Source organism: Thiohalophilus sp. (assembly GCF_031581315.1).
Taxonomy (GTDB): Bacteria; Pseudomonadota; Gammaproteobacteria; order UBA6429; family Thiohalophilaceae; genus Thiohalophilus.
The window spans coordinates 1-12707 of the sequence record NZ_JAVLAZ010000071.1 but is presented as its reverse complement, the minus strand read 5'-3'; the positions used below and the strand labels follow the sequence as shown (position 1 = coordinate 12707).

11 protein-coding genes are annotated in these 12707 nt (G+C 56.5%); 4 read left to right on the top strand and 7 right to left on the bottom strand.

The features are described from left to right. Positions 1 to 73: 73 nt before the first annotated feature. The 5 genes from RI563_RS10195 to RI563_RS10175 all read right to left on the bottom strand — a co-directional run bounded on the left by RI563_RS10195 (position 74) and on the right by RI563_RS10175 (position 5215). Positions 74 to 826 (bottom strand): ABC transporter ATP-binding protein, encoded by a 753-nt coding sequence (locus tag RI563_RS10195; protein WP_310694274.1) that lies wholly within the window; start codon positions 824 to 826, stop codon positions 74 to 76. Then, entirely contained in the window at positions 819 to 1586 is a 768-nt protein-coding gene (locus RI563_RS10190) for an ABC transporter ATP-binding protein (protein ID WP_310694273.1), read from the bottom strand. The genes RI563_RS10195 and RI563_RS10190 overlap by 8 nt, the downstream gene beginning before the upstream one ends. Before the next feature lie 3 nt (positions 1587 to 1589). Continuing rightward, positions 1590 to 2726, bottom strand: coding sequence for a branched-chain amino acid ABC transporter permease (locus RI563_RS10185; protein WP_310694275.1), 1137 nt, complete (start codon positions 2724 to 2726; stop codon positions 1590 to 1592). 9 nt (positions 2727 to 2735) lie between these two features. Beyond that, on the bottom strand, positions 2736 to 3752 hold the full coding sequence (locus RI563_RS10180) for a branched-chain amino acid ABC transporter permease (protein ID WP_310694272.1): 1017 nt from the start codon (positions 3750 to 3752) through the stop codon (positions 2736 to 2738). Positions 3753 to 3877: 125 nt separating this feature from the next. After that, complete coding sequence (locus RI563_RS10175; RefSeq protein WP_310694271.1) at positions 3878 to 5215, bottom strand: substrate-binding protein; 1338 nt, start codon at positions 5213 to 5215, stop codon at positions 3878 to 3880. A gap of 235 nt (positions 5216 to 5450) precedes the next feature. On the opposite strand from RI563_RS10175, the gene RI563_RS10170 reads away from it, so the two are divergent. The 4 genes from RI563_RS10170 (at position 5451) to RI563_RS10155 (ending at position 11197) form a co-directional block, all read left to right on the top strand. Further along, positions 5451 to 7043 (top strand): helix-turn-helix domain-containing protein, encoded by a 1593-nt coding sequence (locus RI563_RS10170; RefSeq protein ID WP_310694270.1) that lies wholly within the window; start codon positions 5451 to 5453, stop codon positions 7041 to 7043. A 198-nt stretch (positions 7044 to 7241) separates the two neighbouring features. Continuing rightward, a complete protein-coding gene (locus RI563_RS10165) occupies positions 7242 to 7634 on the top strand; it encodes a response regulator (protein ID WP_310694269.1) in 393 nt (130 codons plus the stop codon). Between the two features lie 210 nt (positions 7635 to 7844). Then, on the top strand, positions 7845 to 10553 hold the full coding sequence (locus tag RI563_RS10160) for an ATP-binding protein (protein ID WP_310694268.1): 2709 nt from the start codon (positions 7845 to 7847) through the stop codon (positions 10551 to 10553). Positions 10554 to 10810: 257 nt separating this feature from the next. Next, a complete protein-coding gene (locus RI563_RS10155) occupies positions 10811 to 11197 on the top strand; it encodes a DUF6746 family protein (protein WP_310694267.1) in 387 nt (128 codons plus the stop codon). A gap of 238 nt (positions 11198 to 11435) precedes the next feature. On the opposite strand, the gene RI563_RS13425 is transcribed toward RI563_RS10155, so the two are convergent. Both RI563_RS13425 and RI563_RS10150 read right to left on the bottom strand, forming a co-directional pair. Continuing rightward, positions 11436 to 11615 (bottom strand): DUF2845 domain-containing protein, encoded by a 180-nt coding sequence (locus RI563_RS13425; RefSeq protein WP_317622880.1) that lies wholly within the window; start codon positions 11613 to 11615, stop codon positions 11436 to 11438. A 220-nt stretch (positions 11616 to 11835) separates the two neighbouring features. Beyond that, positions 11836 to 12707, bottom strand: an 872-nt coding sequence (locus RI563_RS10150) for an HD-GYP domain-containing protein (protein WP_310694266.1), incomplete at its 5' end; no start/stop codon positions are given.

Genomic DNA, 12707 nt, shown 5'->3' with positions numbered 1-12707 from the left:
AAACAAAAAGCCCCGCAATGCGGGGCTTTTCTCTATCTTCGGTTCGACAACAGCCGCGTTTCAATAACGCCTTTTAAAGTGCAAGATACTGATGACGCAGCTCGGTGTTATCCAATACCTCCTGGGCCGAGCCATCGAACACGACCTGTCCCATATCAAGAATGACAGCCCGATCCGCCAGCTCCAACGCGGCAATGGCATTTTGCTCCACTATGATGGTGGTAATACCCAGTTCCTTGATATTTTCGACAATCTTTTCGATTTCCTTGACGATGACCGGCGCCAACCCTTCGTAGGGTTCATCGAGCAATAGCAGCTTGATGTCCCGGGCCAGGGCACGGGCCACTGACAGCATCTGCTGTTCACCACCGGAGAGCGTCGTACCCTCCTGATGGCGTCGCTCGCCGAGGCGCGGGAAATGATCATAGATACGTTCCAGTGACCAGCCGATGGGCTTGGCGATCTGCGCCAGCTTGAGGTTCTCTTCCACCGTAAAACCGGGAATGATACGCCGATCCTCCGGCACCAGGCCAACGCCGGCCTGCGCCGCCTGATAGGACTTCATGGTATGTAGCGGCTGATGATCCAGCCAGACTTCGCCATGGTGCAACTGGGGTGAACCGATCTGGGCGATAGTACGCAGCGTCGAGGTCTTGCCCGCACCATTACGTCCCAGCAACGCGACGATCTCCCCTTCACGCACATCGAAACTCACCCCCTGCACGATATAGCTTTCGCCGTAATAGGCATGCAGGTTCCAGCAGGAAAAAAAGGCGGGATCGGAGCCTGTACCGCGAACGACGTGTTTTTCGGCGTGATCACTCATGATGGGTACCTCCCAGATAGGCTTCCTGAACCCTGGGGTCGCCGCGGATCTCATCCGGCGTCCCTTCGGCGATAATCTGCCCCTGTGCCAGCACTGATATCTTGTCCGCCAGGGAAAACACCACCTGCATGTCGTGCTCGATAATCACCTTGGTCATCCCCCGCTCCTTGATGTGCTGCAAAGAGGCGATGGTCGCATTGGTGTCGGCGCGCGACATACCGGCGGTGGGTTCATCCAGCAAAAACAGTTGCGGGTGCTGCACCAGGCCCATGGCCAGTTCCAGGCGCCGCTTGTCACCGCGCGACATAGTGGCCGCGTGCATGTGCTTTTTCTCGAGCAGGTTCATTTCCTCAAGCGCCTGCTCCGCCTCGCGCAGAATGTCAGTCTCGGCATCCATGCGCACAAACGGATTGAGTTTGAACGAGCCATCGCGTGTGGCCAGCGCCGGAATCATGACATTTTCCAGTACCGTCAGATCGTGGAAAATCTCCGGTGTCTGAAACACCCGGACCACCCCGGCCTGATTGATCTCGTGGGCCGACTTGCCGGTAATAACCTCGCCATTGAATGTCACGGTACCGCGATCCGGAGCCAGTCGACCGATACAGACATTCAACAAGGTGGATTTGCCGGCACCATTGGGGCCGATAATGGCGTGAGTCTTGCCTTTTTCCACTTGCAGATTGACATCTTTAAGGGCATGCAGCCCGCTGAAGCTCTTGTCCACGTAGGCGATATTTAAAACGATATCTGTTGTCATGGCTCAGCCCTCCCCCTGTGAGCTGTCCGCTTCTTCTGACCGCTGCTTTCTGGCCTGCCAGCGTCTGGCGATACGGGACATACCATCCATCAACCCGCCGGGGAGGAAGATCACGATGATCATGAACAGGGCGCCGAGTGTCAGGTGCCAGCCTTCGCCAACAAAGGGATGAATAATGGTAACAAGAAAATTCTCGATAAAGCCCGGCAGAAACGAGAAGGCTTCATGCAAGGCGGACTCATTGAACGCGGAAAAAATATTCTCTGAGTATTTAATCAAAGCCGCTCCGATAATCGGACCGAGCAAGGTTCCCGTGCCGCCGAGGATCGTCATTAACACCACTTCACCGGAGGCGGTCCACTGCATGCGCTCGGCCCCGGCCAGGGGATCGGTCACGGCCAGAAGTGAGCCGGCCATGCCGGCATACATACCGGAGATGACAAACGCCCACAGCAGGTACGGCCGGGTATTATAGCCGGTGTATTGCATGCGGTTCTGATTGGACTTGATCGCACGCAACTTGAGACCGAAAGGCGAACGGAAGATCAGGACTGATATATAAAAGCCCAGTATCAATATGATCGCCGAAAAATAAAACGCCGCGTAGCCCTGCATCCCGATGCCAAACAGTGTGCCGATGGGTGAACCTTCATGAGTGGCTCCCAGCATATTATCGATGATGCGCGGATCGTCGCGCAGCACGCGCAGCCCGGTTTCACCGTTGGTAATAGGCGTCAGTACCGAATAGGCCAGTTTGTAACTCATCTGGGCAAAAGCCAGGGTGAGGATTGCAAAATAGATGCCGCTGCGACGGAGGCTGAGAAAACCGATCACCACCGCGAACAACCCGGCCAGCAGCGTGGCCAGGATCACCGCCGGAATAACATTCAGCGAAAGCAGTTTGAACGACCATACCGCCGTGTAGGAACCGACCCCGAGAAAGGCGGCGTGACCGAAAGACAGGTAACCGGTCAGGCCGAACAAAATGTTATAGCCGACCGCAAACAATCCGAAGATGGCAAACTTCTGCAGCAGATCGGGATACCCCGCCCCGAAGGGTTGCAACCACAACGGCGCCAGCAGGACCACGGCGGTGAAGCCCAGCATTAACAACTTGTCATTACGTGAAAGACTGAACATCTTCACCGCTTACTCCTCCATTACACCTTTCTGGCCCATCAACCCGCGCGGGCGAACCAGAAGCACTATTACGGCAATTAAATAAACAATGATTTGATCCAGGCCGGGCAATACCGACTTGATCTCATTCATGGAGGCAAAGGACTGGAGAATACCCAGCAGAAAACCGGCCGCTACCGCGCCGGGCAGCGACCCCATTCCGCCGACCACCACCACGACGAAGGACAGCACCAGAAACTCCATCCCCATGTGATAGTCCGGTGGCAGGATGGGTGTATACATTACCCCGGCCAGGCCGGCCACCACCGAGGCAATACCGAACAAAATGGTAAATCGCCGCTCCACGTTGAGTCCCAGCAAACTGACCGTCTCCCGATCCGACATGCCGGCACGCACCACCATGCCAAAGGTGGTATAGCGCAGGAAGGCGAAGACCAGTCCGATAACCAGCAGGGCAAACGCGAAGTACACCATCCGCCAGTACGGATAGGCCACCGATTCGCCCAGACCGAGCCAGGCACCAATCGGCGCGGCACCCGACAACATTTCCGGTGCCGGGGTGGGAATCGGGTTGGCACCGTAAAAGGTCTTGATCATCTCCTGAATCACGATAGCCAGACCGAAAGTCACCAGGATCTGTTCGGCATGCGTGCGCTTGTAAAAGAATTGATACAGACCGCGCTCGAGAATCAGGCCGATGATCAACATGACCGGAATAGCCAGGAAAATCGACAGGGGCACCGCCCAGTCGATGATCATACTGCCGGTATCGCCCCACCATATCTCCAGGTAGGGGACCTCCTTGTAGGCATCGAAGAAGGTGACGCTCTCATCCTTGACCTTCTTGGAGACAGTCAACAGCTGCTGGAAACTGACAGCGCAAAATGCACCCAGGGTGAATTTGGCACCGTGGGCAAAGTTGACCACGCCCAGACTGCCAAATACCAGGGTCAGCCCCAGTGCGATCAGGGCGTACGCACTGCCCTTGTCCAGGCCATTGAGGATCTGCAGTACTAATGCATCCACGTTAAATCTACCGATTTCGTTAAGCTGACAACGATGACCTGTCGGCTGATACCGGCAGGTCGCAAATAATCAGACACCGGCCCGTGAAACAGGGCCGGTGTCTCGGGGTAAGCTCCGCAAAAATTTTATTTGCAGCTACCCAGTTCCCCGCCAAAGATGGAGGGATCGTACATGACCTGCTCGGTCGGTACCTGTTTGACCACCTTCAACAGGTCAAACTGGCTGGAGGGGTTATCGTTACCCTCTACCACCAGCACCGGCTTGAAGCATTGATGATCAGCACCACGGTACAGCGTCGGGCCATTGCCCAGGCCATCGAACTGGAAGTCTTCCAGGGCACTGATCACCTCACAGGGATAGAAGGTGCCAGCGGTTTCCACGGCGTTGGCATACAGCAGGGTCTGCACGTAGCAGGTATGCGCCGCCTGCGACGGCGGGAAGCCGTATTCCTGACCGAAGGATTTGACGAAGGCCTGCGAGCCGGCATCCTCCAACGCCCAGTTCCAGTTGGTACTGCCGAGGATCCCCTTGATGTTCTCGCCGGCACCCTGTGCCATCAGGCGTGAGAACAGCGGTACCACGATCTGGAAGTCCTTGCCGTTAACCTGCTTGTCGCGCAGACCGAACTGCACGGCCTGGGTCAGGGAGTTGACCATGTCCTTGCCGTAGTGGTTGAGGATCAGCACGTCCGCACCGGAGTCCAGCACCGGGGTGATGTACTGGGAGAAGTCGCCCGCGCCCAGCGGCGTGCGCACGGTTTCAACCGTCTGCCAGCCCAGCCCTTCGGTGGCGTTCTTGATGGACTCTTCCTGGGTCCAGCCCCAGGTATAGTCGGCCGTCAGATGGTAGGCCTTGCGCTCTGTGCCGTAACGCTCCGCGAGCACCGGTGCCAGTGATTGACCGGACATGTAGGCATTGAAGAAGTGGCGGAAACCATACTTGCGCTTGTCCTTGCCGGTGGTGTCATTGGAATGGGTCAGACCGGCCATGAACATTACACCTGCCTCGTGACACAACGACTGCACGGCAACGGCCACACCCGACGAGGAGCCGCCGCTGATCATCAGGGCGCCGTCTTTTTCGATCATGCGCTTGGCCGAGGCACGCGCCGCGTCCGACTTGGTCTGGGTATCGCCGGTCACATAATTGACCTTTTTGCCCAGGATACCGTTGCCCTTCAGCGCCATCGGTTTCATGGTATTGAGCATACCGCCGTCGCCTTCACCGTTGAGGTGCTTGACGGCCAGCTTGAAGGCGCGCAGCTCGTCGGCCCCCTCGTCGGCATAAGGGCCGGTCTGCGGAACATTAAAGCCCAGGGTGATCGCCGCGGCTTTGCCGGGATTATTGACGAAATCCTGTGCCCAGGCATTGCGAACAAAAACGGTGGGCGCCATGCCCGCGACACCGAGTGCTGCCGTTGACTTGAGGAAGTCACGACGCTTGTTGTTGAAATCATCACTCATAGTCTGGTTCTCCTCCAGATGGTGTGGGTTGGTAAAATGTTTCCTCCCGCCCCGAGGTCACGAGAAATACCAGCGACGAGCCCCGGTGTGTGGCGATATTGCCCCGCAACTGTAGAGCCGCCTGTAAACTAAAGCAATAACTGTTTGATATAAAAGCCAATGCGCTGTAAATTAATGGCACAAATTTATAGCTATAATGTAAATAATTGACAAACTCTGAGAGGCCGTACCGGTCATGGCTGCAGGCGCGATAGGTTACAAGATCCGCGAGCGACGCAAGGAACGGGGTGTGACCCAGGCCGCCCTGGCCGGGGAGTTGGGAATTTCCGCCTCTTACCTGAACCTGATCGAGGCCAACAAGCGCGCGGTCGGCGGGCGGCTCGCCACCCGACTCGCCAGTGCCCTGGGCCTGGAGGTGGGGGAACTGACCGGCATCACCGAACAGCGCCTGCGCGACGATCTGCGTGAACTCGCCGCGGATCCGATACTGGGCCACATTGATCTTGAGGCCAACTACGCCGATCAAATCATCGCCCGTAATCCCAACTGGGCCCGCATGATTCTGGCGCTGTACCGCGCCTATCTGGACAGTAACCAGGCACTATCCCTGTTGAACGACCGCCTCAATCAGGATCCGTGGTTACAAACTACTATGCATACCATCCTCACCCGCATTACCAGCCTGCGCTCTATCTCCGAGATCCTGGTCAGCGACAGCACGATTGATCCGCAACAGCGCAACCGGTTTGAAACCATGCTGCATGATGAAAGCACCCGGCTAACCGACACGACCCAGGAACTGATTGCGCATTTTGAAGTGCAAAACAATCTGGATCCCTCACTGGCCGCTGCCGAGCAGGTTGACGATTTCATCATTGGCGAGCGCAACTACTTTCCGACATTGGAAGAAGCTGGTCTGCAACTGCGCAGAGAACTGGAGCGCCTCGACAGAAGCAACATCGACGCGGCTCTCCTGAAGTATCTCGAAGAAAAGTTTGCCATCCGAGTCCAGACCAGCGCTTATGAACAGTCCCATGCCACACTGTGGCGCAACCAGAGCTATTTCGATGAAAACAATCGGCTACTCTGTTTTCTGGCCAACGCACCACCCACCACACGGCGCTTTCAGACCATGCGGGTTGCCGCGCAACTGAGCTTTGCGGATACCCTGGAATCCCTGGTCGCCGATCCCAGACTGAGCACCGACGCCGCCCGGGACCGGGCGCGGGGTGCGCTCGCCAGCTACATGGCCGGTGCCGCGCTGTTTCCCTACGCTTCGTTTTTAGAAGATGCACAAACCCAGCGTTACGACATCGAGATACTGCGCCAGAAATACGAGGCCGGTTTTGAGCAGATCTGCCATCGGCTGATCACACTGCGGGCGCCGGGCGCCGAAGGGGTGCCATTTGCGTTTTTGCGCGTCGATCCGTCGGGGCATATTTCCAAACGCTTTCCCCTGTTTGGTCTCTCGCTACCGCGCTTCGGTCACGCCTGTCCGTTGTGGCCCGTGTTCAGCGCCTTCCAGACACCCGGCCGGGTGGTTCGTGAGCTGGGTGAGTTCCATAACGGCAACCGTTTTTTAATGATCGCGCGTACGGTCACCAAACGCGCCGCCACCTTCCGCGCCCAGCCGGTTATGTTCTCGGTAATGCTGGCCTGCGAAGTGCTGCATGCCGATCAGACGATCTATGCCGAGGGCATCGACCTGCGCGCGGCCGAGGCGGCCGTGCCAGTGGGATCAACCTGTCGCCAGTGCCAGCGACTCGACTGCCAGCATCGCCAGGAACCCCCCATCACCCCGGGGCGTGCGGTCGGCCATGCGCTATAAAGTGGCGAAATCCTATGCGAGAAAGAACGTGACGAAGCAATCTCTCTGGACTGGCATTCGGAGCGCTTATATAAGGCAGCGAGCATTCAAATCGGGTGCGGTTGCTGATAGATTGTGTTGACAGCATCCGCCCGGCCAAACGGGTGGAAAAAAGAAAAATGAGAATCGAATAATAACATTCTAAAAGGGAGGCCGTGCGTGAGCGGACAGATACTCATTGCTGAAGATGAACCTTACATCGTCGATGCACTCAGCTTTATATTGAGTCAGGCTGGCCACACGGTGACCGCCGAATCCGATGGCGAAGCGGTGCTGGAGGCGCTGCGCAAGACCCGGCCCGATCTGCTCATCCTGGATCTTATGCTGCCCGGCAAAAACGGATTCGAGATTCTCAAGGAACTCAAAGCCGGCAAGGAATTCACACAACTGCCGGTGCTGGTCCTCACGGCCAAGGGTCAGGCCAAGGATCGCGCCATGGCCGAGCAGCTCGGCACCGACGCTTTCATCGCCAAACCTTTTTCCAACGCCGAGGTACTGCAGTGCGTGGAACGACTGGTCGGACAGTCACAGAGAGCCGCGTATGATCACTAGAGCCCGAAAAAGTGCCGCATCACTCCTCGCGCTGGGTATCGCGCTACTACTGCCGCCGCTCGCGCTGATTTTTGCCAGGCACGTGACTCTATGGGGGATCCCGTTGCCTGTATTTTATATCTTCGGGCTCTGGCTGATATTGATCATCGGGATATGGTTGATATCGCGACAGCCGCATCCCGACTCCACCAGATAAGCACTTAGCACGACATGCTCAGTACCAACTTCGTCCTGCTTATTGCTCTTGCTTATGTGGTGGTACTGTTCGCCCTGGCGTTTTTCAGTGAACGCCGGGCCCGGGCCGGCCAGGATCGGCTGTTGCGTTCCCCGCTGGTGTATACGCTCTCCATTTCCGTCTATTGCACGTCCTGGACACTGTTCGGTGCTGTCGGCTCGGCGGCACGCAACGGACTGGAATTCGCCACGATCTACCTGGGGCCGACGCTGGTGTTCGTCGGCTGGTGGTTCCTGTTACGAAAACTGGTACGAATCGGTCATGCGTACCGCATCACTTCGATCGCCGATTTAATCTCCTCGCGCTTTGGCAAGAGCGCCGTGCTGGGTGTGCTGGTTACCTGTATTGCCGTGATCGCCGCAACCCCCTACATCGCTCTGCAGCTCAAGGCAGTAACAGCCAGCTTCGAAGTATTCAACCTGGCCAGTGACAACAGCGCCAGCGCATCCATCATTGCCGATACTGATCCGGGGTTTTGGGTGGCACTGACCATGGCGCTGTTCACTATCCTGTTCGGAACTCGCAACCTCGATGCCAACGAACATAACCCGGGCGTAGTGGCGGCCATTGCCTTTGAGGCGATCGTCAAACTGTTTGCCATTCTGGCCGTGGGTCTGTTTGTCGTATTCGGAATCGCCGGTGGCGTGAATGAGGTTTTTCAATTACCCACGGCCGAGCGCATCATTTATGACAATGAGCTGTTTGGCTGGCGCTGGATTAACATGATGGTACTCTCCGCCATCGCCATTGTTTGCCTCCCGCGTCAGTTTCAGATTACCGTGGTGGAAAATTCCGATGAGAACCACCTTCGTACCGCGGCATGGGCCTTTCCCCTGTACCTGTTTTTAATCAGCCTGTTTGTGCTGCCCATCGCTATTGTCGGCACTGCCCTGTTACCGCAAGGGACGAATCCGGACATGTTCCTGCTCACTTTACCATTGTCGGCCGATCAGGACCTGCTGGCGTTGCTGGCCTTTATCGGCGGTTTCTCCTCGGCCACTTCCATGGTCATTGTCTCGAGTATCGCCCTGTCCATTATGGTCTCCAATCATATTGTCGTACCGCTCATTCTGCGTATGCCGCGCCAGAATCTGGATACCAGCGGAGACATCAAAAACATAATGTTGATTACCCGTCGCATCTCGATCGCGGTGATCCTGTTGCTCGGTTATCTTTATTTCCATCTCAGCGGCGAATCCGATGCGCTGGCGGCCATGGGATTGATCGCCTTCGTCGGCGTCGCCCAGTTTTTCCCGGCCATGTTGGGCGTATTGTACTGGCGCAATGCCACCACCAAAGGAACTATCGCGGGACTCACTGCGGGCTTTGTTCTGTGGATCTATACCTCGTTCATACCAAGTCTTAGTGAAGCCGGCGGTGCGCTGGCCTCACTGGTCGAATACGGCCCATGGGGTATTGAGCTGCTCAAACCGCAGGCAATGTTCGGTCTGGATGGCATGGACCCGCTGGTTCATTCAGTGTTCTGGAGCCTGGGCAGCAACGCCGCGCTGTTTGTCCTGGTATCGGTGTGGACAACGCACCGGCCACTTGAAAAACTTCAGAGCGCGTTATTCATTGATGTATTTCGCAATCTGGTGGGCAGCGAGGCACAGGTAATGCACCGCCACGCAGCGATCAAGGATCTGTACAAACTCACCCAGCGCATCCTCGGCCCGGTGGAGACCCACAAGCTTTTTGAGGAACTCACGGGTGGCGAGCTGATCCTGCAACAACTCCCACCTCTGGGTGCCAAAGGCATCGCCACCATCGAGCGACGTCTGGCCGGTAATATCGGTGCCTCCACGGCTCATGCACTGGTCTCCCAGATCGCCACCGGCGAGACCATCAGTATGGATGAGATCATCAAACTGGTGGATGAGACCCAGCAGGTTGTCGAGTACAGCCATCGACTGGAACAACAATCAACACAACTGCAAGCCACCGCCGATGAGCTACGCAGCGCTAATCTGCGTTTGCAACAGCTTGACGCCCAGAAGGACGAGTTTCTCAGCCAGGTCAGCCACGAAGTCCGTACCCCCATGACCTCCATTCGTTCTTTCGCTGAATTATTGTTGAACAACGACACGCTATCCAGCGAACAATCCCGGCGGTTCATCAGCATTATTCATGAGGAAAGCCTGCGACTCACCCGTCTTCTGGATGAAATACTCGAAATGAGCCATCTGGAACAGGGCCATATGCTAATCGAGTCAGCGGCCATCAACCCGGAAACCATCATCGATCGCGCACTGGAGACCTGTCACGCTCTGGCAGAACAACACCGGGTAACGCTCATTAGCAGTGAACGCGCCACAATTGCACAGGTGCGCGGCGATGCCGAGCGCCTCTATCAAGTGCTCATCAACCTGTTAACCAACGCCATCCTGTATAACACCAACCCCCGGCCCTGGGTCAGGGTAGAGAGCCGAAACACTGGCAGTCATTATGAACTGGATGTCAGCGACAACGGGCCGGGTATTGCCGATACAGAACAGGTATTTGAAAAATTCAGCCGCGGGAGCCAAAACACCGCCAATCCTCACGGTAGCGGACTGGGCCTTGCCATCAGCCGCCGACTTGTTCAGAAAATGAGCGGTGAACTGGTTATCGTTAACAGCAGCGACCGGGGAACCTGCTTCAGACTGCGACTGCCGCTGGTCGACAAAGAAATTAGCGGCCATTGATATAAAGCGCCGATATGTAATATAGAATCAACCAGGCCCGAAAGGGCATAATCCGCTTCGATGACTACCAACGTCAAAATCAAACAACCCGAACAGCCCTGCAATGCGTGGTTTTTTCGAGCGATTTTATCTATCCAGAAAACCATCCCGCACTGTAACCGTTTACCTGTATTTACCCGATCAGCATATTATGTTTAACTTATATGATAAATTTACACCGGCACCTCATTATTACACTGCTACCGGAGACCCAGAATATGTTATTCCTAAAACGTCCATTATTGCTTGCCACCGCCTTCGCCCTGGTCATCCCCACGTTCAGCGCGCAAGCCGATGATGATATGCCTGAACACTTCGAGGGCGAACCGTCCAGAACACTGGAGGAAGCATTCAAAAACCTGGGCGTCTATAACAAGAAACTGGAAAAACTGCTCGATGGTGAGATGACCCCGAAGAAAATGGGTGAAATTCATATCCTCACGTATACTCTGGAAAATGCTCTGAAACGCATTGAGGACGACGTTGAGGATCTGGCCGAAACACTGGAAGAAGTCCACAAAGCCTCCGAACGGGCCGAGGACGATACCGTTATGGACAAAGGCAAAATCTATCTGGAAGAATCCGGCAAACTCATCAGGGAATAGAGAAAGTTGGCAGTCGCAGTTTGCAGCCGTAAGAGCGGCTGCGCCGCAATCGTTCGATTCTGACGTGCTTTATCGGGCCTGCGCCCCTCAACGAAGGGACGAAGCACGAGATACTTTGCCGGCTTGTGCCGACAGCGTGATTATTGAGTTTACTGCTTCTGGATTTCGTTCCTTGCTCCAGGCTGCTCAGTCAATGGACTGTTATTCGAAACACTTATTCAGTCCCATCAGATTACCATCAATAAAACGCAAATATCTCAGCGTGCCGTGTTCTGGTCCATATACCCCAAGCTCGATCGTCACCGCCCCTTCGTTTTTGCGTCGCCGGAAAGATTTCACGATTGTCCGGTTCGCCGCCTTTTCTCAGTACCTCGGCGGTAAAATCTCCCTCACCAACGAGGCGATTTTCGCACTGCATGCCCGCTTGTGCTCCGGCACTGATGGTAAGACTGACCAAAAAACCGATCAGGTTATTTATAAAAAATAATCGCATTCCGACTTATGACCCGGTCGAGTTCATGGGTAGCGATAAACGACCGTGCTCACAGCATGATCATTTCCTCGTTACTCGCCCTCGTACTATCCGAACAAAGAATCACCTCCCCGGATTTATCCGGGAGAGGATCTCTTGGCAGTCGCTATGAGGCCTCCTCCGGAGTGAAGGTGAACCCCTGGTCGCGGCACAAACGCAGACAGGCATCCACGACCGCCGGGTCGAACAGGGTGCCGCGTCCGGCCTCGATCACCTCCAGCCCTTTATCCATACCCAACGCCGGTCGATAGGGGCGATGAGAGGCGATCGCTTCGACCACATCGGCCACCGCCAGGATCCGGGCCTCCGGTATGATCGCATCGCCCGCCAGTCCCCGGGGATAGCCACTACCGTCGAGGCGTTCGTGGTGCTGGTGAATCATCTCCGCCACCGGCCACGGGAACGGGATGTCGGCAACGATCTCCCGGCCCACCTCGGCGTGGGTCATGACCAGCTCGAACTCGATAGCGCGCAGCTTGCCGGGTCGGGTCAGGATCTCGGCCGGAACGTAGACCTTGCCAATGTCGTGGATCAGGGCACCCAGGCGGATCCCCTCGATGCGGTCCGCCTCCATGCCCTGTTCGCGGGCGATGGCCGTGGCAAGCTGGGAGACCCGCTCCTGGTGGCCGGTGGTATAGGGATCGCGCTTCTCCACTGTCAGAGCGATGGCACTGATGGTGGCGTATAACAGATCCTGATGCCGCTGCATGCCCAGCTCGTGGGCGAGTCCGGTACGCTGGGCGCGGATCCCGTAGGCGAGGTCGTCGGCCAGTTCGGAGAGCAGCTTGAGCTCGGCCTCGTCGAAAGCATCCGGCTCGACAGCGTAGAGGCAAAGCACCCCGAGCACCGTCTGGTCGTGCCGCAGGGGAAATGCGGCCAGGGAACCGTACCCCCCGGCCAGGGCGGCCTCGCGCCAGGGGCTGTACGAGGTATCACTGGCAACGTCGCGGACCACGACCGGCCGGCGTTCACGAATGG